Origin of the sequence: Sulfuricurvum sp. (genome assembly GCF_028712165.1) — a bacterium.
GTDB lineage: Bacteria > Campylobacterota > Campylobacteria > Campylobacterales > Sulfurimonadaceae > Sulfuricurvum.
Window position 1 is genome coordinate 21,331 of the sequence record NZ_JAQTQR010000003.1, and the last position, 24,647, is coordinate 45,977.

Annotated in this window: 28 protein-coding genes; 19 read left to right on the plus strand and 9 right to left on the minus strand. The window is 44.7% G+C overall.

The window, feature by feature from the left end; translation table 11 throughout:
• The first annotated feature begins 3 nt into the window (after positions 1-3).
• The 3 genes from PHP90_RS00825 (at position 4) to PHP90_RS00835 (ending at position 1,601) form a co-directional block, all read left to right on the plus strand.
• Positions 4-603, plus strand: coding sequence for a hypothetical protein (locus PHP90_RS00825; RefSeq protein ID WP_299923796.1), 600 nt, complete (start codon positions 4-6; stop codon positions 601-603).
• Positions 604-673: 70 nt separating this feature from the next.
• Positions 674-805 (plus strand): hypothetical protein, encoded by a 132-nt coding sequence (locus tag PHP90_RS00830; protein WP_299923798.1) that lies wholly within the window; start codon positions 674-676, stop codon positions 803-805.
• 43 nt (positions 806-848) lie between these two features.
• Positions 849-1,601 carry a TIGR01458 family HAD-type hydrolase gene (locus PHP90_RS00835; RefSeq protein WP_299923801.1) on the plus strand — a complete coding sequence of 251 codons (753 nt, stop codon included), beginning with the start codon at positions 849-851 and terminating at the stop codon, positions 1,599-1,601.
• 7 nt (positions 1,602-1,608) lie between these two features.
• Here the strand turns inward: PHP90_RS00835 and PHP90_RS00840 are convergent, their stop codons facing one another.
• The 4 genes from PHP90_RS00840 to PHP90_RS00855 all read right to left on the minus strand — a co-directional run bounded on the left by PHP90_RS00840 (position 1,609) and on the right by PHP90_RS00855 (position 3,201).
• Entirely contained in the window at positions 1,609-1,968 is a 360-nt protein-coding gene (locus tag PHP90_RS00840; RefSeq protein ID WP_299923804.1) for a cupin domain-containing protein, read from the minus strand.
• A gap of 69 nt (positions 1,969-2,037) precedes the next feature.
• The gene (locus PHP90_RS00845) at positions 2,038-2,688 is read right to left on the minus strand and encodes a methyltransferase domain-containing protein (protein ID WP_299923807.1); all 651 of its coding nucleotides are present in this window, start codon (positions 2,686-2,688) and stop codon (positions 2,038-2,040) included.
• Positions 2,689-2,701: 13 nt separating this feature from the next.
• Positions 2,702-2,887 (minus strand): hypothetical protein, encoded by a 186-nt coding sequence (locus PHP90_RS00850; RefSeq protein WP_299923810.1) that lies wholly within the window; start codon positions 2,885-2,887, stop codon positions 2,702-2,704.
• Positions 2,888-2,982: 95 nt separating this feature from the next.
• Positions 2,983-3,201 (minus strand): cold-shock protein, encoded by a 219-nt coding sequence (locus PHP90_RS00855; RefSeq protein ID WP_299923813.1) that lies wholly within the window; start codon positions 3,199-3,201, stop codon positions 2,983-2,985.
• Between the two features lie 332 nt (positions 3,202-3,533).
• On the opposite strand from PHP90_RS00855, the gene PHP90_RS00860 reads away from it, so the two are divergent.
• Entirely contained in the window at positions 3,534-4,598 is a 1,065-nt protein-coding gene (locus tag PHP90_RS00860) for an ADP-ribosylglycohydrolase family protein (protein ID WP_299923816.1), read from the plus strand.
• A 22-nt stretch (positions 4,599-4,620) separates the two neighbouring features.
• On the plus strand, positions 4,621-5,382 hold the full coding sequence (locus PHP90_RS00865) for a putative 4-mercaptohistidine N1-methyltransferase (protein WP_299923819.1): 762 nt from the start codon (positions 4,621-4,623) through the stop codon (positions 5,380-5,382).
• Between the two features lie 3 nt (positions 5,383-5,385).
• Here the strand turns inward: PHP90_RS00865 and PHP90_RS00870 are convergent, their stop codons facing one another.
• From PHP90_RS00870 to rho, 3 genes are read right to left on the minus strand one after another with little or no spacing between them, the layout of a single operon-like run.
• Positions 5,386-7,020, minus strand: coding sequence for a DNA polymerase III subunit gamma/tau (locus tag PHP90_RS00870; protein ID WP_299923822.1), 1,635 nt, complete (start codon positions 7,018-7,020; stop codon positions 5,386-5,388).
• 58 nt (positions 7,021-7,078) lie between these two features.
• Positions 7,079-7,825, minus strand: coding sequence for a glutamate racemase (murI, locus tag PHP90_RS00875; protein ID WP_299923824.1), 747 nt, complete (start codon positions 7,823-7,825; stop codon positions 7,079-7,081).
• Between the two features lies 1 nt (position 7,826).
• Positions 7,827-9,152: a transcription termination factor Rho gene (gene rho, locus PHP90_RS00880; RefSeq protein WP_299923827.1), complete on the minus strand. Its 1,326-nt coding sequence runs from the start codon at positions 9,150-9,152 to the stop codon at positions 7,827-7,829.
• A 194-nt stretch (positions 9,153-9,346) separates the two neighbouring features.
• On the opposite strand from rho, the gene PHP90_RS00885 reads away from it, so the two are divergent.
• Positions 9,347-10,153 (plus strand): formylglycine-generating enzyme family protein, encoded by an 807-nt coding sequence (locus PHP90_RS00885; protein WP_299923830.1) that lies wholly within the window; start codon positions 9,347-9,349, stop codon positions 10,151-10,153.
• Positions 10,154-10,241: 88 nt separating this feature from the next.
• Here PHP90_RS00885 and PHP90_RS00890 read toward each other — a convergent pair whose 3' ends face one another.
• Positions 10,242-10,640 (minus strand): YchJ family metal-binding protein, encoded by a 399-nt coding sequence (locus tag PHP90_RS00890; RefSeq protein WP_299923833.1) that lies wholly within the window; start codon positions 10,638-10,640, stop codon positions 10,242-10,244.
• Positions 10,641-10,739: 99 nt separating this feature from the next.
• Between PHP90_RS00890 and PHP90_RS00895 the strand changes: the two genes are divergently transcribed.
• From PHP90_RS00895 to rmuC, 3 genes are read left to right on the plus strand one after another with little or no spacing between them, the layout of a single operon-like run.
• A complete protein-coding gene (locus tag PHP90_RS00895) occupies positions 10,740-11,174 on the plus strand; it encodes an NfeD family protein (protein ID WP_299923836.1) in 435 nt (144 codons plus the stop codon).
• A gap of 11 nt (positions 11,175-11,185) precedes the next feature.
• The gene (locus PHP90_RS00900) at positions 11,186-12,103 is read left to right on the plus strand and encodes an SPFH domain-containing protein (protein WP_299923839.1); all 918 of its coding nucleotides are present in this window, start codon (positions 11,186-11,188) and stop codon (positions 12,101-12,103) included.
• A gap of 53 nt (positions 12,104-12,156) precedes the next feature.
• A complete protein-coding gene (rmuC, locus tag PHP90_RS00905; protein ID WP_299923842.1) occupies positions 12,157-13,464 on the plus strand; it encodes a DNA recombination protein RmuC in 1,308 nt (435 codons plus the stop codon).
• Here the strand turns inward: rmuC and PHP90_RS00910 are convergent.
• Entirely contained in the window at positions 13,459-14,007 is a 549-nt protein-coding gene (locus PHP90_RS00910) for a CDP-alcohol phosphatidyltransferase family protein (RefSeq protein WP_299923845.1), read from the minus strand. The genes rmuC and PHP90_RS00910 overlap by 6 nt on opposite strands.
• A gap of 172 nt (positions 14,008-14,179) precedes the next feature.
• Between PHP90_RS00910 and PHP90_RS00915 the strand changes: the two genes are divergently transcribed.
• From PHP90_RS00915 to PHP90_RS00960, 10 genes are all read left to right on the plus strand, one after another.
• Entirely contained in the window at positions 14,180-15,373 is a 1,194-nt protein-coding gene (locus PHP90_RS00915) for an OprD family outer membrane porin (protein WP_299923848.1), read from the plus strand.
• Between the two features lie 12 nt (positions 15,374-15,385).
• Positions 15,386-15,625 (plus strand): FeoA family protein, encoded by a 240-nt coding sequence (locus PHP90_RS00920; RefSeq protein WP_299923851.1) that lies wholly within the window; start codon positions 15,386-15,388, stop codon positions 15,623-15,625.
• Positions 15,615-17,726 (plus strand): ferrous iron transport protein B, encoded by a 2,112-nt coding sequence (gene feoB, locus PHP90_RS00925; protein ID WP_299923854.1) that lies wholly within the window; start codon positions 15,615-15,617, stop codon positions 17,724-17,726. The genes PHP90_RS00920 and feoB overlap by 11 nt, the downstream gene beginning before the upstream one ends.
• 34 nt (positions 17,727-17,760) lie before the next feature.
• A complete protein-coding gene (locus tag PHP90_RS00930) occupies positions 17,761-18,423 on the plus strand; it encodes a response regulator transcription factor (RefSeq protein WP_299923857.1) in 663 nt (220 codons plus the stop codon).
• Entirely contained in the window at positions 18,424-19,722 is a 1,299-nt protein-coding gene (locus PHP90_RS00935; RefSeq protein ID WP_299923860.1) for an ArsS family sensor histidine kinase, read from the plus strand.
• Entirely contained in the window at positions 19,719-20,486 is a 768-nt protein-coding gene (gene surE, locus PHP90_RS00940; protein WP_299923863.1) for a 5'/3'-nucleotidase SurE, read from the plus strand. Before PHP90_RS00935 ends, surE begins: the two co-directional genes overlap by 4 nt.
• Positions 20,483-21,121, plus strand: coding sequence for a tRNA threonylcarbamoyladenosine dehydratase (locus tag PHP90_RS00945; RefSeq protein ID WP_299923867.1), 639 nt, complete (start codon positions 20,483-20,485; stop codon positions 21,119-21,121). Before surE ends, PHP90_RS00945 begins: the two co-directional genes overlap by 4 nt.
• A 79-nt stretch (positions 21,122-21,200) precedes the next feature.
• The gene (locus tag PHP90_RS00950) at positions 21,201-21,557 is read left to right on the plus strand and encodes a hypothetical protein (RefSeq protein ID WP_299923870.1); all 357 of its coding nucleotides are present in this window, start codon (positions 21,201-21,203) and stop codon (positions 21,555-21,557) included.
• 131 nt (positions 21,558-21,688) lie between these two features.
• Positions 21,689-22,780: a methyl-accepting chemotaxis protein gene (locus PHP90_RS00955; protein ID WP_299923873.1), complete on the plus strand. Its 1,092-nt coding sequence runs from the start codon at positions 21,689-21,691 to the stop codon at positions 22,778-22,780.
• Between the two features lie 69 nt (positions 22,781-22,849).
• A complete protein-coding gene (locus PHP90_RS00960) occupies positions 22,850-24,607 on the plus strand; it encodes a GGDEF domain-containing protein (protein WP_299923876.1) in 1,758 nt (585 codons plus the stop codon).
• Positions 24,608-24,647 lie beyond the last annotated feature (40 nt).

Genomic DNA, 24,647 nt, shown 5'->3' on the forward strand with positions numbered 1-24,647 from the left:
ACCATGACGATCGACGTCAATCTGCATCACGCCGACGAGGATTTTTTTGATAATCTGGATGAGATTATGGAAGATACAATGGTGCAGATGTTTATTCTTCATCCCTCTAACACGGCTGAAATTACATCTGCAAAAGAGATTGCCGGCGAATACGGGAGTATCTTTTACTCTGTACCGTTACACTTGCAGCACGAAGCCGACGAAAACTGCGTCGCATTTTCGATCCTGTGCGATGAAGACAGTGCACTGCTTCCGTCTTCGGGCAAACCGGTCGTGATCGATGAATCCCGTCTCAATGATGCGATTGTCTATGCATTGGGTGAGGGCAAAGGGATTATTCTCAACGCTACACGCGAGCATAACGCATTGGCAAATTTTTATCTTGCACTCGGCGCTGAGAATATAAGAGCGTTTGATAGTGATGCCTTAAGCAGTTTGAGTATGGATCGGATCGTCCTCCAAAGCAGTTACCCGAATCATGATTTCGAAGGCATCACCACAGCGGTAAAAGTGATTTCGGATGCAATGTTTCGACCGGAGCAGAGTATTATCGCCCGTGCGACCAAAAGTTCGCTGGAACTGTTCGGATTCCGCAAAAGCTGAGGTTTTAAACAGAGTGTGAATGCTAAACGCGATATAATTTCATAATTAAATATAAATTGTAGGAGAGTTTATGACGCGTATAGTAGTATTATCGGTATTGGCTATTTTAATGTTGGGCGGATGTACCGCTAAAGAATTTAACAGCGGTGTGGATGACGGTGTTAATGATGTAAAACGTGTTATTCGCGGTACAAACAACTAAATAGCATTGTTACACAGTATCAGACCTTGAAAAAGGAGTGCAAATGGTACCTTTTCCTATCAAAGCCGTATTATGCGATATCGGCGGTGTCCTCTATGAAGGGGAGACACCGATAGCCGGAGCGATTGAAGCAATATCCCGAATCAAACAGCGCTATCCCATCCGCTTTCTGACCAATGCAACCCAAAAAACAGGTGCACAGGTGGTGGAAACACTCCGGAATATGGGATTTGACATCTCCTCCGATGAGGTGATGACGGCTCTGGATGTGACACGCCTGCTCCTCGAACAAGAAGAGTGCGGTGCATGTTATCTCCTCACCGACAATGCGACTCGTTTTTTTGAGGACTTACCGACGGAACCTTGCCGTTATGTCGTGGTAGGGGATGCGCAGGAGAACTTTACCTATGAGCATCTCAACCGTGCGTTCAGAGTATTGAAAAACGGAGGGGAACTGCTTGCTGCGGCTAAAAATCGCTATTTCAAAGACAGTGACGGTGAACTCAGTATGGATGCGGGGGGATTTGTGGCGGCACTTGAATATGCCAGCGGCAAAGAGGCCCGTATCGTCGGAAAGCCGAGCCGTGATTTTTATCGTCTCGCATGTTCGGCAATGGGGGTGGAACCTCATGAAACACTGATGATCGGGGATGATATTGAAAGCGATGTTTTAGGGGCTCAGGAAGCGGGGTTGAGGGCAATTTTGGTTCAAACGGGAAAATTCAGCCCCGAAGATATGCATCGGGGAATTACCCCGGATGGGGTGTTTGAATCGATTGCTGCGATCGATCTTTAATTCTTTTTTAACACGCCAATACTTCAATAACATCCGTTCCCTTGGGTACGAGACATAAAAAGCTATAGGTTTCATCTCCCAAAGTCTCATAGCTATGGGGTACTCCAGCAGGGATCAGCAACACATCTCCCGCACCCGCTTCAATCGTTTGATCTCCAATAATGACTTTTGCACGTCCGCTGAGGACATATTGCTCATGTTCGACCGTATTGGTATGCAGCGGCATATGACCGCCGGCTTCGATCGTAAAATTGCGCATTGCAAAGTTGGGTGACTCCTCGGGTGAGAGAAGCATTTTCATCGCTACCCCTTTACCCGCTTTTTGGGCAGTTGATTCGATGGTATCGATTTGTTTGTGCAAGAACATAATGACCTCGTAAATAAAAAGTACACAAGGGTAACATAGAATCGTTTTATGGGTGTTAAAAAAATATTTTTAGCGGGTGTAACGCAAGAGCTGCCCTTTAAAGGGGAGGGTGAGATAGTCGGTATGGATTGGTTTGCTTTGTGTGTGTGCAAAGTCGAGACTCACCATTTTTTTACTGAAATTAGAATGATTTCCACGACCGGGATCGACAATGATAACTTCACACGTATGTTTGGAGTGACGATTAATAAATCCAGCCAAAAGATCAACATGATCTCTCTCATACAGCAGATCGCTTCCGATTATGAGATCGAATTCGCCCAAAGTACTTTCGAGATCTTCCCATCCTGCGCGGGTAAAGGGAATAAGTCTGTCTTTGTTGATTCGGACGTTTTCATCCATAAAACGTTCTGCTTCAGGATGATAATCGGTTGCTGAGATATTGGCAGATCGGTGATTGAGGACGAGACTTGCAAGCCCTATACCGCATCCGACTTCTAATATCCGTTTGCCTGCGATATCAAAATCGCTCATGAGATGGGCGAGAATTTTACTCGAATCCCAGATTACGCCAAACATCGGCCATGATGCGGAGGATATCCCTAGTTTTTCAGCCATATTGTCGGTATCAAAATATTGTTGGGTGTCTCGTAGCGTTCGAACATGTATTTCGGAGTTTGGAAATTCGATGGTTTGGTAGCGGAATCGTATGGGGGACATAGCAAACCTTCGCTTAAGCGCGAAGGTTTAGCCATGAGGGAGGATTGTCGAAACTAAGTTCACTTTCGTGCCAGTCAGTTTTTTCACTGTTACGGGCATGCAATTGTCCACCGATAAGGGTATATTGTAACCCGGTGACATTGCTGGTTAGCTTTTTGCCTTCTTTTAATGCTTCTAAAACGGCTTCTCTGCTTTCCATAGGGGTTCCTTTAGATCGGTTCGGAAAAACACCTGATGGTGCCTTTGTAGAACGATAGGAGAGGTGACGGGCAAAAAAATCGCCCGTCAGTGAAATTAGATAACGCTAACGTTTTCTGCTTGAGGACCTTTTTCGCCTTCACCGATAGTGAAAGTTACTTTTTGTCCTTCTTCAAGACTTACACGGCCATAGCCAGTGCTGTTAATTTGACGGAAATGTACGAATACATCTTTACCGCCGTTGTCTTGTTGGATAAATCCAAAACCTTTTTCACTGTTGAACCATTTGACTGTTCCGTTAACTTGATTTGCCATAGCAATTCCTTTGGGTTGTAATACACTCCATTGCTGAAGTGGTCGAAGTATAAAGTGGAGTATTCTAAGGGCGGGTCGTACTGCTAACGGAAGTCATCAATAAAAATCAAGCCAAAGATGAAACTCTAAATCATCTTTCAATGGAGAAATTATACCTGAAAAAAAACTTAATAGCAAGGAAACCATCATGTTTGCACCCATAGTACGTCAAATAGGGGGCGCATTCCCATCATTTTAGCCTTAAAGAAGTCAAAGAAGAAAAATAGACACAAAATATCTAGGCAAAATTAAAATTTTGGTGGCTACAATCAATCAAAAATTAGGCTGCAATCATGAATACCCGATCCAAAAAAGAAGCAATAAAAGGGGCATTTTTCGGTGCCATTGTCGGAGACGCATTGTGTCTCGGAAGTCATTATGAGTATGATGCACACAAAATATATGAAGCCTACGGGAGAAAGCCGATCGAAAAGTACATGTCGCCCGGTGAGATGATGGGGGGACAGACACACGGTATCGGTTGGGGTGAGCGTAACTACCATCCGGGAAAAAGCGCCGGAGGAACCACCGATTACGGTGATTATAATATTTTGGTACTGGAACATCTGGCGGCGATATCCGAACCCCCAAGAGCGTTTGACGTAGCGGCGATGATTCCCCATTGGATGAATCGGCTCGAAAACGGATGGGGTTCATGGATATGCACCATGACCAAAGAGACGTATGGACAAGTAAAACGGGGGATAAGCGTCGGAGCGCTCGGCGGTATTTCCAATGCGATGGCGATTCGTCATATTGCGGCTCATGGCTATTATGAGAGCGAAGAGGAACTCGCCGACGTTGCACGCAAAACGATGTTTACCCATAAAGACCTCCATGCTCTCGGAGGTGGGGAATTTTTTGCCCGTGTTACCCATCGGGTGATCCAAGGGGAAAAGCCTACCGATGCTATCGAAGCGGTTGCGGTACAGATGGGGGGATTTTTTGAGACCAAAGTCGCACAGGCCATTGCAAAATTCCGTGAAGCGACGAATCCGGAAGCAGCACTTTCGAAAGAGCAGTTCGCCGATGATCTGGCATTGACGAGCATGGCGCGGTTGTGGGATATCGGACGTTCCGAACCGATCAAAGTGGGTAAAGCCAGCCCAACGGAGGGGACACTTCCGGGCGCAGTCTATTTTATTTTAAAATATGCCGATCAGGAGGATGGACTGAAAAAAGCGCTACAGGCAAATGCAATGGTCGGCGGCGATAACGCTTCGCGGAGCATTGCGATCGGAATGGTGCTCGGTGCGTATAAAGGGGTGGATGCGATTCCATATGAGTGGAAAGAGATACTCGAACAATGGGAATATTGCGAAAACCTGTTGAACAAACTCCCGTTGCTTAAAAGCTAAAGAAAACAAACAAGGAGCATATATGGAAAACAAAAAAGAAAATATCTATGAAACGGATGCATTGGTGTCTCAATATTGTGAGTTTCAATATGGAGACGAATATTTAGATATCGACAATTTCGCAAAAGTGTGTGCCCAAAAAGCGATTTCTTACTCCGCTGCGATCCCTCAAAGACGCGCTCTCGATTTAGGATGTGCTACGGGACGTGCTTCGTTTGAACTGGCAAAAGTATTTGAATATGTCAACGGCGTTGATTACTCGCAAGCGTTTATAAACATTGCCAAAGATATTCAAAGTGACGGATGTATTTCTTATGCTCTGTACAGTGAAGGTGCCATAAAGCAATGCAAAGAGGTTTGTCTAAAGTCTCTTGGCCTCGATGATGTAAGAGAAAAAGTGGAGTTTTTTCAAGGAGACGCGTGTGATCTGATGCCGCTCTTAGCTGAATACGATCTGGTCATGGCTACAAATCTTATCGATCGTTTGTATGAACCGCAGCTGTTTTTGAAAACGATCCATACCCGTATCAATGATAATGGATTTCTGGTTCTGACATCGCCCTATACCTGGTTGGAAGAGTATACGAAAAAAGAGTTTTGGATCGGGGGTTATTACGATCCCGAAGGAAACGAAGTGAGCACGTTGGAAGGACTCAAAGAAACTTTAAATGAGAATTTTGATTTAGTGAATGTGGAAGATGTTCCATTTGTTATTCGGGAGACTCCGCGAAAGTATCAATATACCCTGTCACAGATGTCCGTCTGGAAACGGAAGGAGAGATAAAACTCAGACTTTCGATTGCACCGTGATTTTGGTCGCTTCGAAGAGTTCGGCCGCTTTTTTGATCATCGGCTCTTTCAGGACATCACTCCCGTCAAACTCTTTGACACTGCTCTCATCGCATTGGCTGACACAGCTTCCGACTCCGATCTCGCTCTCTTCAATCATAGAAGTGGGTTCATCGGGAATCTCTTCACTCAGAGGTTCATCCATCACTGTTTCTACCGTCTGCTCTAGCGTGGGAGTAGGCTCTTCTACCGTTTTGGTACACCCCTGGGATTTAATTTGGGTATCAATCCCGTAAATTTCCCGAACAAACTGGCGAATAATGCCGAAGCTGTTTTTGAGAAGTTCTTTGTCTCCGTCTTCCGCACAGCTCTCCCATGTAAGGGTATTGTTTTCATACGAGAGAAACGTGACGTTATTTTTGAAACACTCTCCCAATTCATCACTGCGGTCACTGATTCGTTCACACAGTTGTTCAAACTGCGATTTTGCAGCAGGGGGAGTCGGTGTGACGTGTACCGTAGGCGTTTCATTTGGTGTTACAGGTGCAGCATGGATCGGAGCGTGAGAGACACGTGATTCGAGGGACTCGATCATCTCATCGATCTCTTTGATCTTGAGCGCTTCGATCATTTTAAACAGCACGAGGCTCACGACGAAGCCGCCGTCGGCATTGATCGCAAAAAGGGTTTTGGCATCGCTGAGGATACGGAAAAAACGCTCGATCACGAGGGGGCTGAAACGGTGATCCCCTTCATAGAGGCGCTCTTTGAGGTAGGCAATCAGTTCATCGACTACCATTTCGGATTCATACGCTTCGAGTTCTTGGAGCATCGAGATAAGAGTTCCGCGATCTTTGGCAAAAATAGCATTAAAAAGGCGGCTGATATAATCAGGATCGAGAAGCCCCAGCATATCGGCAACGGTTTTAACGTCTACGAAACCTTTGGAATAGATGATTGCCTGATCCATCAATGTGAGCGTGTCACGAAGACTTCCCGATCCGCTGCGGGCCAAAATATCGAGGGCTTCAGGCTGGTAATCGATATTTTCCAGATGGAGGATATGGCTCAGGTGGTGGACGATATTCGGATGGCTGATCCGTTTAAAACGAAAATGCTGGGTTCGGCTCAAGATCGTCGGCGGAAGTTTGAGCGGATCAGTAGTCGCAAGAATGAATTTGACGTATTCAGGCGGCTCTTCGAGGGTTTTTAGGAGGGCATTGTGCGCCTCTTTGGTGAGCATGTGGACTTCGTCGATGATAAAAATCTTTACTTTAGCGCTGGCGGGGCGATATTTGGTATGTTCGATCAGGTCGCGGATATCGTCGATCTTACGGCTGGATGCGGCGTCCATTTCGATAATGTCGATATGACGCCCTTCGTTCGCCATAACACAATGGCTGCACACATCGCACGGAGCGGAAGTCGGTCCGTTTTCACAGATGAGCGATTTGGCAAAAATCCGTGCGGTAGAGGTTTTACCTGAGCCGCGAAGTCCTGAGAAAAGGTACGCATGAGAGAGTCTTCCTGAATCAAGGGCAAGAGATAGAGTTTGGGAAATACTTTCCTGTCCGATAAGCTCTTCGAAACGTCGAGGACGATATTTTAACGCTAAGACTTCGGATGTGCCCAATTGAGACCTCTTTGATTTTGAGTAAGGTGAGTTTACCGCGGATACGATAAATTTTAGATTACAGTGACAACCACTCTTTGGCAACGCGTCTAAGACCTTCGGGATTTTCGGAAGCGAAAAACTTTAGGGTCGTCTCCTCAAATCGCTTCGTAAAATCGTAATGGCTCTCCAAATATTCGACAATCGCTTCACCGGAGTGGATCAGGGTGCTTTTCCCGTCAAAATATCCATTAATTGCCTCTGCTACCAAGGGAAAATGGGTACATCCCAGAATGATCGCATCGGGAGTTTTTTCCAATGAACCGAAATAATGGTGCAAAGCACTTTGGAGTACTTCTCCCTCATAAAGTCCCTCTTCGACAATAGGAACCAATAATGAAGTGGCTATGGCACTGAGGTTTTGGTATCCCAAATCGCTCAATTTTTTTTCATAGGCCCCAGATTTGACGGTTGCTTTTGTACCGAGAATAAGGATATTTGCATCGGTACTGGGAATAGCATTTTTAAGTGCTAAAACTCCGGGGTCGACCACACCGATCACATCACAATCACTTTGCTCTCTCATTTCATCGAGAGCATAGGCACTGACGGTATTACAGGCGGTGATAAGCAAATCGATTTCAAAGTTTTTGAAAAACTCAAGGGCTTCGAGGGAGTAGCGGATGATTGTATTTTGATCTTTGACCCCATACGGGACTCGGGCAGTATCGCCGAAGTAGATGATCTCTTCGAAGAGTTTATGCTCTAACAGCGACTTTACGACGCTCAGCCCTCCAACACCGCTGTCAAAGACCCCGACTCTCATCTTATTTGGTCGACTCGTTCATGCTGTCAAGAAATTCGATATTGGACTTGCTTTTGAGCATTGTGTTGTAGAGGAAGCGTAACGCTTCGACTTCGTCTTCTTGTTTATGCAGCATAGAACGAAGAACGAATACTTTTTGCAAGACATCCGGCCCGAGAAGGAGTTCCTCTTTGCGGGTTCCTGATTTGAGGATATCGATCGCCGGGAAAATACGGCGATCGGAGATTTTACGGCTGAGTACGATTTCGGAGTTACCGGTTCCTTTGAACTCTTCAAAAATAACTTCATCCATACGGCTTCCTGTGTCGACAAGAGCCGTTGCAATGATGGTCAAACTTCCGCCGTTTTCGATGTTACGCGCCGCACCGAAGAAACGTTTAGGTTTATGCAATGCGTTGGCATCCACCCCACCCGAGAGGACTTTTCCTGAGCTCGGTGTAACAGTATTGTACGCACGTGCCAGACGCGTGATCGAGTCGAGGAGGATAACGACGTCTTTACCGAGCTCAACGCGTCGTTTAGCACGTTCGATGACCATTTCGGCCACTTTAACGTGATTTTTTGCCGGTTCGTCGAAGGTTGAACTGTACACTTCCCCTTTGACGGAGCGTTCCATGTCGGTGACCTCTTCGGGGCGTTCGTCGACCAGGAGAACCATCAGTTCTACTTCGGGATGATTGTTGGTTACACCGTGGGCGATCTCTTTCATCAGCTCCGTTTTCCCCGAACGTGGAGGGGCGACGATAAGACCGCGCTGTCCTTTACCGATCGGAGAGAAAAGATCCATCATCCGTCCGGTTAATTTGGTCGGCTGGTATTCGAGTTTGAGTTGCTCAAGGGCATAAAGAGGGGTGAGATTTTCGAAAAGAGGGCGCTTTTTAGACTCTTCCGGAGGGAGATAGTTGATCGCTTCGACTTTAAGAAGAGCGTAATAGCGCTCTTGGTCTTTCGGTGCACGTACCTGACCGGTAACGATATCCCCGTTACGCAGAGCAAAACGGCGGATTTGGGTACTGGAAACATACGCATCATGCAATGAATCGCTGAACCCCTGATCCACAGCACGTAAAAAGCCGTAACCGTCCTGCATAATTTCCAAAATACCGGTAAAGAGGATAAATCCCCCTTGCTGTACTTGGGTTTTGAGGATTTCAAAAATCAAATCTTGACGTTTGAGCTCATTCGGGTCTTCAATGCTTAATGAAGTAGCAATTTCAAGAAGATCTTCAAGCTTTTTAGTACGTAATGCTTCGATCGTGAACCCATCAACAGGGATATGTGTACGGTTTTTCGAGTTGTTTCGAGGAGTTTTTGCGGTATCGCTCATGCGTGGAATGCCTTAAAGTGTGTGGATTTAATCGGCGAGAACTAGGTGAGATGTCATTGACAGGTCATAATATTTGTGCTGACATTATAAACTATAGCGAAGCAGGATGTCAAGCAAGGGAAATTTTAAAATTGTGAACGGTTTTTGCTCTGTGCATTTTAACAGTATAATAAACATATTTTAAAAGGTTCATTTTGTTCGATTTTTTTAAAAAGCAAACCGAAGAGACTCCTGCAGTTGAAACGGTGATCGAGACCCCCAGAGATTTTACCAACACGATTGGGATGGAGTTTCTTTATATTGACGGTGGGGAGTTTACGATGGGACGCAATCCGCAATACAATGAAGGGGGCGATGTGGAATCGCCTGCCCATCCTGTCAAACTCAAAGGGTTTTGGATTTCTAAATATCCTGTAACACAGGAGCAGTATTTTAAGCTTACACGCGTCAATCCGTCGTATTTCAAAAATGATAAAGTCGAAGAAGAGAGCTCGCGCCGCCATCCTGTTGAGCAGGTGAGCTGGTTTGACGCCAAAGCATTTGTAGAATTGCTCAACCGATATGAGGGGAAAACGCGATTTTATGCGTTACCGACTGAAGCGCAGTGGGAATATGTCGCCAAAGCGGGCGGCAATACCCGATTTACGTTCGGTGATTCGGAAGCATTGCTCGATGATTATGCGATTTATGAATACAGTTCCAATGGAAAAACAGCGGTTGTGGACAGTAAGACCCCAAACCGTTTAGGGGTTCACGGGCTTTTGGGGAATGTGTGGGAATGGTGCGAGGATGATTTCTTTGCCAACTATTCCGGCGCTCCGAGCGACGGCAGCCCCCGCATTGGAGGAGCTGAGGGTGAATCGTTTAAAGTTCGCCGCGGTGGAAGTTATAAAACAGGGTATTTGTGCCTGCGCAGTTCGTTTCGGGGTTATTCACGTCCCGATTTTGCCTCAAATGACATCGGTTTCCGTCTTGTCATTAACGGTGATCCGCTTAAATAATTATGTAAAACGTTTCGGGAATAAAATCCCCAAAACTACGCTAACGCTGTGTTTCCTTCGGCAGGAAGCCCTTGCGCAGATAACTGCGCTATAAAAACTCACCATCTACGTAGAGCCATTTTCCCTCAACTTTTAAAAAGCGGCTTTTCTCTTTGAGAATACCGCTGTCGAGTTTCGCTTCAAAGGTTACAAACGCTTCATTTTCTCCGTCGATAAATTCACTTATTTTCAATCCTAAAAATCGGGTAGTTTGAGAAAACTCCAAAATATGTTTGTTCCAAATCTCTTTATTCTCCGTGTAATCGGGGTTGTTTGGATGGGTAGTCGCCATGATATAGTTGCTCAGTTCGAGGGCAAAGGCACTGTAGCGCGAGCGCATCAGCTTTTGGGCATTGGAAGGGAGTATCCCTTTGTGATAGGGTTGGCAGCATTTTTTGTACTTTTCGCCGCTATGGCAGGGACAGGGTGCGTTCGGTGATATTTTCATCCTTGAATGATAATGGAATATAACTTATTTTTCTTAATCAGGTTGTAATAAGTGTGAACGAAGTACTCTATAGTTTCAAAGAAATTCAAGGTTGCGATTATGTCTTATTATATATGGCTAATACTGGGTGTCCTCGCTTTTGTTGTCGAGATGATGTTGCCGACATTTTTCGCTCTGTTTGCGGGGATCGGTTTTTTGGCCGCTGCTGCCGTCGCCTTTTTTCTCCCCATCTCCCTTTTTGGTCAGTTAGTTATTGCATCTGTGTTTATGATTATCGGTGCCGTTGTTTTTAAGAAACGGCATATCGGTGATGATGAACGCGATGCGGTAGGTACCCATAATGAGTTTGTCGGGATCAGAGGGATTGCCTTAACCTCTTTGTCCTCACATTATGAGGGGCAAGTCGAATTGTACGAACCGGTGGTAAGTGCGAGAGAGTGGCCGGCACTCTCTACGAATGAGGACATTGATGCCAACGCAGAGATCCGTATTGTTCAACTTCGCGGCAATACGCTGATTGTAGAAAAAGTTTAAAAGGAATGTAGATGGATTCAAGTATCGTTTTTTCATTAGTCTTAGTTGCTGCGGTGGTGTATACCCTCTCTCAAATGGTACGGATTGTTCCGCAAGGGGAAGAATGGGTTATAGAACGGTTGGGTAAATATCATACGACACTTTTGCCGGGACTCCATCTGCTGATCCCTATTGTCGATATCGTTGCGTATCGGATCATAACTAAAGAGCTGATACAGCAAACTCGTGAGCAGGAGGTTATTACCAAAGACAACGCAGTGGTAATTATCAGTGCGGTTGTTTTTTATCGCGTAACCGATCCGGGAAAAGCGTCGTACTCTATCAGTAATTTTGAGAGTGCCGTTGCGAATATGACCATGACGACGCTGCGTGCGGTGATCGGGGGGATGACACTTAACGAATCGCTTTCACAGCGTGATGTGATCAAAGCGGAAGTCGCCGGCAAGATCCGTGATTCGCTCACCGGTTGGGGACTGACACTGGGTAATCTGGAAGTACAGGATATTCGCCCTAGCCAAAATCTTCAGGAAGCGATGGAGCGTCAAGCGGCAGCAGATCGCGAGCGTGAAGCGGCAATTCTTATCGCGGACGGTCAAAGACGAGCCGCAATAGCTCAGGCCGAGGGGCAAAAACAGTCGGTTATTCTGCAGGCAGAGGGGAGACTCGAAGCGGCAAAACTCGAAGCTCAGGCTAAAGTAGAACTCGCCGAAGGGGATCGTAAATCGATGGTCGTCGTCGCACAGGGATTTGCAGGGGGAGAAGCATCTCCCCACTATCTCCTTGCTCAGCGTTATATCGACAGCGTCAAAAATCTGAGTGAATCTGCAAACTCAAAAGTAGTATTCATGCCCGCGGATTGGCAGCAAAGCCTTGCCGGTGCCGTCGGTTCACTGGGTTATTTGGGAACGGCATTGGGAGAGAAAAAATAGGGCATTTTGCCAACTTTTTTTTCTCTTAGCTCCTATGGGCTATAATCGTTCTTATGATATATGAAATTACGACACTTATCGGCTTTGTAGCCGCCGGAACATTAGCTTGGCTGTGGAATCAATCCCGCCAAGAGTATGCATTGCTTGAAGCACGTGCCCTGCAACTCCAAGAGGTGTATGCTCAAGAACAGGCACTTAGATCAAAAATCCAAACTGAACTCGACACAGCCCAAAAAGAGTATCATGCACTCGAGCGCGATTACGCGGTTCTTCATACCCGTCATGAAGAATCATCCCGCTCTTTTGAGGAAAAAATCCGACTTCTTGATGAAGCAAAAGTCCAGATGAAAGTTCAGTTTGAGCAGCTGGCAGCACAGATTTTCGAACAAAAAGCCAAAACGTTTGATGAAGCCCATACCAAAGGGCTGGATCTCCTCCTTAAACCTTTCCGAGAACAGATTGCACAGTTTGCAACGCAGAGTAAAGAGCAGTTTATCCATGATGCGAAAGAGCGCCAAAGCATCAAAGACGAAATTCTCCGTCTCAAAACCCTCAACGAACGGCTCAGCCAAGATGCGATCAATCTCACCCAAGCTCTTAAGGGAGAGAATAAAACCCAGGGTAACTGGGGTGAAATTGTGCTGGAGCGGATTTTGGAAGAATCGGGGCTTCGTGAGGGGCATGAGTACGACATCCAAAGCACCCTCAGCGATGAAGAAGGGAAAAAGTTCCGTCCCGATGTTATCGTCCATCTTCCGCAAAACAAAGACATCATTATCGATTCGAAAGTCTCTCTGGTTGCCTATGATGCGTTTATCCGTGCTGAAAATGATGAAGACCGTTCCCATGCACTCAAACAGCATCTTCTCTCTATCCACAGCCATATCAAAGGGCTTAGCGGCAAACGGTACGAACAGCTCAGTGGTGTACGGACATTGGATTTTGTTCTGCTGTTTATGCCGATTGAGGGGGCATTTCTCCTCGCACTGGAACAGGATAATACCTTCTTTAAAACGGCGTATGAACAAAACATCGTTGTCGTCTCCCCTTCAACCCTTCTCGTGACGCTACGCACTATCGAGCATATTTGGCGAAGCGAATATCAGGAACGTAACGCCAAAGCGATTGCCGAATCGGCAGAAGCGTTGTACGATAAATTGGTAGGATTTGTAGATGACATGGAAAAAATCGGTGAACAGATCGGACGAACCCAAAAAAGCTATGAGAGTGCAATGACTAAACTATCAGGCAAAGGAAGTCTTATTCGCCGCGTTGAAGCAATGCGTAAGCTGGGGCTAAAACCGAAGAAATTGCTTCCGTCCTCTCTTACGGATACAGATGAGGAAGAAACGCTCTTATAAATGCGGAATTTTCACCTTTGAATTGAGCAATGCTCCGATGATGATCATCAGGGCAAGTACTCCGACCCATCCGATAAATCCCGATCCAAGCCAAACAATCCACAGTAAAATCGCTCCAAGCGGCGTCGGGACTCCCGTAAAATGTTTTGCCACTTCTCCTGCATCGGTGTTAATATTAAACTGGATCAAACGGCGCAGACCGCTGATGACGTAATAGATCGAGGCGATAGAGGTGATGATGAGAGGCAGTCCGGTGAGATGAGAATAGACTCCCTGAAAGATAAAGAAGGTAGGGACGAGGACGAAGCTCAGAAAATCGGCGAATGAGTCTAGTTGAACGCCGAACTCATTGGATAAGCCGTATTTTCGTGCGACTTTACCGTCGAAAATATCAAATGCTCCTCCCATCCATGCTAGAACAACAGCAACTATAAATTGATTCTGTGTAATAAAGTAGGTAGCCAGTAGTCCGCAGGTGATGTTGGCCATCGTAATGAGGTTGGCAAGGTTAAAATGACTCGTTGATCGCCATAGAAATTGCATAAAAGTCCTATTAGTGTATTATTTTCCTTACAATTATAGCGAAGCAGGGCTCAATAGAGCTAATTGAAAAAGGTTATCATTATTAAGGAGTATATAAGTTGATAACTATTATCATTCTTTAATTGCTTGGTTTGACATATATATAGTGAGACTAAGATATTAGGGACTGTGTATGAAAAAAACAATCATAATGAGTTTGGCTACTGCTGCAGCTCTAAATGCTTCAACTATTGAAGATGTATTAAATGAGGGAACACTCACCGGACAATTTCGTGCAGCGTATGCGGATCAAGATAATGCGCTGGGTGCAGATACGTACGGGACATCACTCGGCGGGATGTTGAAATACGAAACGGTATCTTGGAATGGAGTTAAAGCCGGCCTTTCAGCATATTTGAGTCAAAAGCTTCCATTTGCAACGGGCAATAACGAAAAAGCAAACGGCGACTTATTCGCCGAGGGTACAAAATCATATCTCTATTTGGGCGAAGCGTATCTTGACTATAGTTCAGATGAATTTACTTTACGTATCGGACGTCAGCAAATCAATACTCCGTTTGCCGATACGGATGATATCCGTATGCAGCCAAATACATTCGAAGCGGCGATAGCATCGTACAAGGTGTTCGAAGATACAACACTTGTCGGGGGGTATATCAACCGTTTTGCCGGATATGATTCGGGCAACAATATATCAAAATTCAAAAAACTTGACGGTGCAGACAGTAAGGGCGCAGCTATGGTAGGTGCCATGAATGAAAGTATTGAAAACCTGGCACTGCAGGGTTGGTATTACAAAGTTGATCGTTTTACGAATGTATTTTATACCGATGCGGGATATAGTATTCCTCTCAATGAATCGGCGGGAATTGAGCTTGCAGGACAGTTCGGTCATTTTTCGGAAGAAAATAACAGCGGTATAGAGGGGAATGTTTATGGTATCGGAGCAACACTGAATGTCGGAATGGTTGCCATGAGTGCAACCTATAACAAAACATTTAACGATCCTGGGAAAGCAATCACTAACGGATTCGGCGGAGGACCGTATTACACTTCGATGGAAGAGACAACTATCGATGGGTTGGAAGATGCCAGAGCGTATCAGCTTAATACGGAGCTTGATATGAGCGAAATAGGGATAGATGGACTGAAATTGGCTGTATTGTACGGTAATTTCAAAGGGAAATCCCAAGGATTAGATGCTAGAGTTTCAGAATATGATGCTGTTGTTGCGTATACCTTTAATGATGCCATAAGTGCGGATATGAGTTATGCGATGATTAAAGATAAAAATAAAAATTTCAGCGAACTCGGAACGAACGGCGGATATAACCGCTTTTTGCTTCGTATGAACTATAGCTTTTAAAAAAGGATGAGTATGAATACCATGACGTTACTTAGCGCATGTGCCAAAGGGGGGATTGCAACCGTTGCAAAGATTAATGCTACGGGTCCTCTCAAACAGCGTTTGATTTCATTCGGACTGATGAAGGGTGCCGAGGTTAAAATGCTCGAATGCGCCTTAACCAATAGTACGTATGAAATTAAAGTCGGAAATATGAGTTTGGCATTACGCAAAGAAGAAGCCGAGTTGATCGAGGTCACCAATGTCCGATAAAAAAATCAAAGTTGCCCTCGTCGGTCAACCGAATGTGGGCAAAAGTATGCTTATCAATTCGATCAGCAATGCACGCTTGCATGTGGGAAATTTTACCGGGGTGACGGTAGAGAAAACGGAAGTGGTATTCGAATACGAGGGATATGACTTCCGTGTTGTCGATTTACCCGGTACGTATGCGTTTACCGATTATTCGATCGAAGAGCGTGTGACACATGAATTTCTGATAAATGAGCAGTACGATTTGATCATCAATGTTGTGGACTCGACGAATCTGGAGAAAAACCTGCAGCTTACAGCCGAGTTGATGACAATGAGCAAAAAAATGGTACTAGCGCTCAATATGAGTGACGAGGCAGATCGTGAGGGGATCGAGATAAACGCTCCCTATTTGACCCAACTGTTGGGGATTCCGTGTGTGCGTGTTTCCGCCGCCGCAAAAATCGGTCTTGATGAGCTGATGAGAGCCGTAATCGGCGTTCATGAAGTTTCGTATCAAGAACAAAAACTTGTCTTTAGCGAAGCCGTTGAAGAGGAAATAGGATTAATCACCGAATATCTTAACCGACATAAATTCAAAGCAACCATCAGCAATCGCAATATTGCGATCAATTTACTCCAACAAGAGAAAAAAACCTACCGTGTTCTCCATGCTAATCCTATCTGGACAGAACTTCAACCGATGCTGATCGAAGCGGATCATCATATTGCGCTGCATCACGACAGCGATGATATCAAAGAGATTTTTGCCGAAGAGTATCTGGCGTTTAATCGTGGGGTGATCAAAGAATCGGTCAAAGTAAAACTGAAATCGGAAGAGAAAAAAACAACAACGGAAAAGATCGATTCTGTTCTCATCCATCCAATCTTCGGGATACCGATTTTTCTGTTTTTTATGTGGGGATTGTTTCAGCTCACGTTTGAGATCGGAAGCATACCGATGGATTGGATCAGCGCATTTTTTACATGGTTCGGGGTAGTTGTAGGCTCCACTATCGGTAATGATGAAGTACGCTCTCTCATTGTGGACGGAGTTATTTCCGGTGTGGGTGCGGTCGTATTGTTTGTTCCCAATATCGTTATATTGTTTGTAGGAATTGCTTTGCTCGAAGCGACAGGATATATGTCCCGTGTTGCGTTTTTATTGGACGGTTTTTTCCATAAATTCGGGCTTCACGGTCAGTCTTTTATCCCCCTAGTATCAGGATTTGGGTGTTCTATTCCTGCCTACATGTCGGCACGGATTCTTAAAAATGACCGAGACCGTTTATTGACCTTGTTTGTCATCGGTTTTATGAGCTGCGGTGCACGATTGCCGGTATATGTATTGTTTACGGGGGCATTTTTTTCTCCACAAATGGCAGGGAACGCCTTGTTCGGCATTTATATTCTCGGAGCCATGATCGGATTGGTTGCGGCAAAAGTGTTGAAGATAACGGCATTCAAAGGGATAGATGAACCCTTCGTAATGGAAATGCCAAAATACCGTCTCCCCTCAGTGAAACTAATCTGGCATACGGTTGTGACAAAAACGATGATGTACCTGAAAAAAGCGGGGACGTTTATTGCCGCAGCGTCAATGCTTGTATGGTTTCTCAGTGCGTATCCGAAAAATACCCTTTTGGATACCCAATATACCCAAAAAATCGAAGCAGCAGTTTCAAAAGACGAAGTGAAAAGTCTCAAAAACCAGCTTGCCGAAGCCCAACTGGAACAAAGTTTCTTAGGACGTATCGGTCATACAATCGAGCCGATGTTTATTCCGCTCGGATTTGACTGGAAAATGGCAGTTGCTTTGCAGACAGGATTAGCGGCAAAAGAGGTAGTGGTGTCGACATTGGGAGTACTGTACTCGTTAGGAAGCGATGCGACGGAAGCGGATAACTCGCTTGTCGGGGCGATCCATGATCATATTCCTTTTGCATCGGCGGTAGCGTTTATCGTTGTCATCATGACCTATCTACCGTGTCTGGCAGCCTCGGTTGTCTTTACTCGTGAGGCAGGGGGGATCAAATACTTCGGCTATTTGTTCTTTTTTACAACTATTGTGGCCTATTCTCTGGCATTTATCGCCTATCATTTGACATTGTGGTTGAGTTAGCGCTTATTAACCGTCCCTGAGTTACAATTCGTCTATGAGTAAAATATTAATGATAGAAGACGATCTCGAGCTCGCCGAGATTCTGACTGAATTTTTAGAGCAGTATGATTTTGCGGTGACCACTGAAGACGATCCGTTTAAGGCGCTCAGTATCCTTAAACTTGAACAGTTTGATGCGGTTATTTTGGACTTGACGTTGCCGGGAATGGATGGGTTGGAGGTGTGTGAAGCGATTCGTGCACGCCAAAATATTCCGATTATCATCTCTTCGGCACGTTCGGATGTGTCCGATAAGATCAATGCATTAGAATTGGGAGCCGATGATTATCTCCCGAAACCGTATGATCCGAGAGAACTTGAAGCACGTATCCATTCCGTATTACGTCGATACGATGCGGCTTCGACTGCGGCTTCCGAGATTGCATGCGATTTCAAGCTCAATGAGTCTGCAATGCAGATCAGCTACAAAGGGCGTCCGATTGAATTGACAAATGCCGAGTACGGTATCCTCGCACATATGATTAAAAAGCAGGGGATGGTCGTCTCTCGAGAAGATTTGATTCATAACGTCAGTGCCATAAATGAAGATTCGTCGAATAAAAGCATTGACGTAATGATGGGACGTATCCGTAACAAACTTGGAGACAAAGCGCTCATTGAATCGATTCGTGGCATCGGCTATAAGTTATTAAAGTAAATGATCAAAAATAATGCCGTTATCGCTACCGTCGTGTTTGCCCTCGTGGTGACGGTGGCAAGTGTCAGCTATACGTTCTATCAGCTCTATCAGACCAACCGCGCCAAGCACATAGATAATATATTTACAAAACACTCTCTGATCAGTCAAATCTACCATACCTATCTTCTCAAACAGATATCGGAACCGATGCTTGAAGCCAATCTGGCATTGTATGATTTGGATGATATTACGGCGAAAAAAGAGTACGATGCGATTATTCGTCAAGGGAAGATTCTTAAAAGTGACGGAACAACGGATCAGGAGATGAGTTCTCTCGAGTTTTCATACGTCCATCCGACGATACAGCCCATTCTTATTTCAATGATCGAATATCGGGGTAAGATTTATTTTTGGGCAGAATCTTCCCACCATACGGTATTGCTCGAAGACCATAGTATTCAAGCGTATAATCCGATCAATCTACTGTCGGCGTATGGGACATTGCTAACGATACTTTTGACCTCCTTTGCCCTTATTATCCACCGTCTCAGTCCGCTGCGCCGTCTTCGCCGTCAAATTGCCAGATTTGGTGAAGGGGACATGGGGGTGCGATTCCGAATTAACGGAAGTGATGAAATCGCTTTGATCGCGAATGAACTTGATACGACCCAAAAGAAAATCCGATCGTTGATTGAATCGCGGAACCTCTTTTTGCGCAATATTATGCATGAACTTAAAACACCGATTGCCAAAGGGAGAATCGTTGCGACAATGCTCACCGATGAAAAACAGCAAAGTCGATTTGAGGGAATTTTTGAGCGTTTAGAATCGCTTATCGGTGAATTTGCCCTGATTGAAGAGATCAGTTCCGGAAATCAGCATTTAGAAAAAAAAGAGTACCGTTTGGTGGATATTATCGACGGTGCCGTCGATTTGGCAATGGTTGATTATGAATCGGTGACGTGCGATATAGATTCTGCTATCAAACTGGAAGTTGATTACCGTCTTTTTGTAACGGCAGTGAAAAATTTGATCGATAATGCGATTAAATATTCACCGGATAAACACATGGAAATATCGGTAGCGGGTGGGGAGATTCTCTTTCTAAACGCCGGTAATCCGCTTAAAAAACCGCTTAGTTATTACATCGAACCCTTTACAAAAGATCACCCGACCAAAGACAGCTTCGGATTGGGGCTTTATATCGTTGATGCGATTTTAAAAGAGCATGGATATGTGTTAGCATACGAGCGTCGAGGTGATTTGAACTGCTTTATCTTTGTCCCTGAAAAACCCTCAAAAAGGAATCATAAATGAAAAAAATCCTGATCAGTAATGATGACGGATACGAATCTCCCGGGCTTTTAGCCTTGATCGAAGCACTGGAGGGATTAGGACAGATTACGGTTGTTGCCCCATCAACGGAAAAATCGGCATGCGGGCATTCGCTGACTCTCACACGGCCGCTTAGTTTTATCAGTGTCGGGGATGATTTCTATAAACTCGATGACGGTACGCCGAGCGACTGTGTTTATCTCGCACTTCACTCACTTTTTGAAGACAGTAAACCCGATCTGGTCATCAGCGGAATCAACAAAGGTTCCAATATGGGCGAAGATATTACCTACTCCGGTACGGCTGCAGCGGCGATGGAGGGGGTATTGCAGGGAGTTCCTTCGATTGCAATCTCTCAAGTAATGGATTTCACCCAGCCGATGGGCGATTTTGCACTGGCTAAGAAAGCGATCCGTCATCTGGTCGAGAAGATTTTTGCGGGCGAATTTCCGTTGAACGAGCGGGAGTTTTTAAATGTCAATATCCCCCATGACATTGATGAACTTAATTTTGCCGTAACGTATGCCGGATACCGTTATTATGCCAATGATGCTCATCTTCACCGCAATCCCAGAGGGATGGAATATTACTGGCTCGGGCTCCACCCTCTGGAGTTTAAAGCACGTGATCACGGGATGGGCATATGCGATTTTGAAGCGATTTCGCAGGGAATGGTCTCTGTTACTCCCGTTCAGCTCGATATGAGTGCGTACGAATCGATGAAAAAATTGCAGGAGTGGCTGTGAGGCATGTCCGTACGAAACTGGTTTTCGGCGAAGATGCATTCGAAAAACTCCAAAATGCGAAAATCCTTCTGCTTGGTGTGGGCGGAGTAGGGAGTTTTTGTTTGGACTGCCTCTATCGCAGCGGTGTACACGATATCACTATCGTCGATTTTGACCGATACGATCTCAGTAACCAAAACCGCCAAATGCACTCCGAAACGCATGACGGGGAACTCAAAGTCGAAGCGCTGAAAACCCACTATCCTGAAGTTATCGCTCTTTCAGATAAGATCACCCCGGAATGGGTTGAATCGTTTGATTTTGAACCGTATGACCTGATTCTAGATGCCATCGACGATATGAGGGCAAAAATTGCCCTCATTCAAAAATGCTATCCCAAACTCATCTCTGCCGTCGGATCGGCCAAACGGCTCGACCCGACCAAAGTTGAAGTACGTTCCCTCTGGAAAACCGAAGGGGATCCTTTTGCCTCGAAGCTCCGTAATGAACTGCGTAAACGCAAATTCAAAGGCGATTTTAGCTGTATTTGCAGCTCTGAACTTCCGCGCATCAAAGAAAAGGGGAGTTTCGTCGGGGTAACGGGGACATTCGGCCTTACAATGTGTTCATTGGCTTTACGCAAAATAGGGCTTTAATGGTTATAATTAATATAATTCTTACATATAATTAATTTTTTCTACGATACAATCCCCGAAATTTTTCCGGGGACTTTTCATGTTGTTTTATCTTGCGCTTTTTTTCGCCTTGTTGTATTTTAAAATTGCCCGCGTGCATAAAAAAGAGCAGCGTGTTTCCTCTTCGGTTGTGGCCCAGCATTTTGTTGTCGGTTTTGCAGTTGTGAGTTTATTGGCATATGGTTTTATGTATGAAAACCTTTATTGGTTTCTACCGCTTCTTTTTCTCTTCGCAATTATTGCATCTCTCATGATAACGGCGATTCAATTGGGAATATTTGTCAATGGCAAGCCTCTTTTAGGAATGACACACTTTTACCGCTATTTCTCTATTTTAAGCATCGCAATTGTGTTACTTACCGTTGCTCTTTGGATGACTCATACACCAAATATATAAGATTTTACTTTCGAGTGTTTGATTATGGTATCTGGTTCAACGGTTCGTTAAAAAGATTTGAAAATTTGTAGTTTTTTTTTGCCATTTTCTTCGTTACAATGGCCGCATGCAATTTATGAAGGAAGCGCTATATGGGTTTATTCGGAAATGATAAAACATTGGAAGCCAAAGTCTCACAAATAGAGAATGAAAACAGAGAGCTGAAATCGCAAATTGAGATTTTACACGCTGAGTTGAACAAAGCACGTCAGGAGATTGACGCACACAAAGAAAACGCTGTAGTGTCGAAAATCAAAAATGATGTACTTGATACGGTGCTACACTCGTATAAAAGCGGTGTCGGATTTGTTCAGGGGATTATGCAGTCCAATGTCGAAGCATTGGAACATGCAAGTACAATGAATGTGAGTTCGGCTGCAAGTATCGATGCCGTCAAATCGAAACGGGATAATGTTGTCAGCAGTGTGGACTCTATCTCGGAAGAAGCGACAAGCCTTGAGAATGGAGCCAATTCGTTAAACAACAGTGTAGGTTCAATCGGTGCCATTATCAGTCTGATCAAAGATATCAGTGATCAAACCAACCTTCTCGCGCTCAATGCCGCTATCGAAGCGGCGCGTGCCGGGGAACACGGCAGAGGCTTTGCGGTAGTCGCCGACGAAGTACGCAAACTTGCCGAGCGAACTCAAAAAGCGACGCAGGAAGTTGAGATCAATATTTCGCAACTGAAACAAAATGCAGTCGAAATTTTGGATATGACGCAAAAGTTTCGAGAAAACGGGAACACTATCTCCACTACTTTAAACCTCTTTTTTGACGAACTTGACAATGTGATCCGAAATTCGGATGCAATCTCCAATATTACCGAAAACATTACCCGAGAAATCGGTATCGGAAACGGAAAAGCCGATCATATCCTTTTCAAGTTGACCGGATACAATTCCTTCATTAACGGAGGAATTCCGACATTACAGAATGAAAATGAGTGTCGTTTTGGGAAATGGTTCGGTGTAAATCAGGAAATTATCAAAAAAGAGACGGCATTTCTCTCTTCGTTGAATAAACATCATGCCAATGTACATCAAGGTGTGAAAGAATCAATTGATCTCTGGGTTAATAAACACGACTACAAAGCTGCTTTGGAACGGATGAAAGACGTCGAAAAATCGAGTGAAAGCGCGTTTGAAGAGCTTTATGAAGTCTTTAAACGCTATCGTAAATAGAGATTCAGGTAAGGTGAATCGATTACGCTTGTAATCTCTCTGTGACACAGGAGTTTTATACTCTTTGTTATGGAACCATTACACCCTATTTATCATCACTTTCTCGAAATTTTAGATGTGGCTTTTCAGCCGATTGTAGACATTCATTCCGGAACACTTTTCGGAGTTGAGGCTTTGTTGCGCGGGACGGATGTCCTCGGTTATGACTCTATTGCGTCATTTTTTGATCGATTGTACGAAGAAAATATTCTTTATACGTTCGATTTGCGTCTTCGTGAGAAGGTAATTGAAAAATTCTCATTGATCGAAGGATACGAGAATATCAAGCTTTTTTACAATATCGATAACCGTGTTTTGGAAATGACCAATTTTTCCAAAGGAAATACGGTCCATATCCTTAGACGTTACGGTATCGATACCAAAGCTATGGTATTTGAAGTTTCCGAACACAATGAGATTATCGACACGGAACATTTCACCAAACTTATGCTTCATTATCGTGATGAAGGGTTTTGCATCGCGATTGACGATTTCGGAATAGGGCACTCAGGTTACAAGCTGCTCTATCACTGCGCGCCGGATATTATTAAAATCGACCGTTTTTTCTTGACTTCAATCGATAAAGAGCCGAAAAAAAAGCTGTTGGCACGCAATATGGTTCAGCTCGCAACGTTGATGGGATGCCGAGTAATCGCCGAAGGGGTGGAGACTGAACGGGAACTGTTGGTATGCAAAGAGATCGGATGTCAGATGGTACAGGGGTATTTTATCCAGCGCCCAACACTCGATTGCACCCAAATAATCCAAAAATATTCCCAAGTATCCAGTAGTTTTGTTCAGAACAAACGCTCAAAAAGCGACGAAAATATAATCTTAAAACGGCTCGAATTACTACAACCGATTATGATCGAAGACAGTATGGAGACCTTGCTGAATTTGCTCAACGAAAATAAAGAGATGTTTTTGGTTCCGGTTGTCGATTCGTCAATGCATCCGATAGGTATTATTCATGAACATCAGTTAAAATCAATCGCCTGTTCCCCATACGGACGATCGCTGACCCAAAACCGTTCATCAAACCTTTCGGCACTGGAGACCTATATCGAGCCGATCCCCGTCGTAGATTTGACGATGCCTTTGGAGACGATGATTGAGCTTTTTTCACTATCCCATAACGCTCCGGGAGTTTTGGTGATGGAGTCTGCACGTTACATAGGCTATCTCAGTGCGCGGGAGATGATCGAAGTGGTACATGAACGCAATCTTATTCGCGCACGCGATGAAAATCCTTTGACACGATTACCGGGGAACTTTAGAATCAATGAATACACCGCTTCCATCATCGAAAGCGGAGCTGAAGCGGTATTGGCCTATTTCGATTTTGACCATTTTAAACCGTATAACGATTATTATGGATTTCGCAACGGAGATCGGGTCATTTTGCTGTTTACCGATTTAATGCATAAAGTCCTTTCGCAGGAGTATTTCAAAGGGCACATCGGCGGTGATGATTTTTTTGTCGGTGCGACATTAAAGAATGAACAGACCTTTGAACGTGTATGCAGTGAAATTGAGAAACTCATCTTGACCTTCAGTGACGAAGTGAGGGAATTTTACGAGTCCAAAGACCGGGAACGCGGATGTATTGTCGCCGAAGACCGTGAGGGGAAAATGCGTGAGTTTAAACTGCTCGGGGTGAGCTCTGTCGTAGTGAGGATGGGGAGCAGATCAGACATTACTTCTTCCGAACATCTTCAACGGACGTTTGCAATGGAAAAGAAAACAGCGAAAAAATCACCCAATCATATGAGTATCATCGGGTATTGAGTCAATAGCTTTGGTATAATGCTTCATTATTATTTCTGCG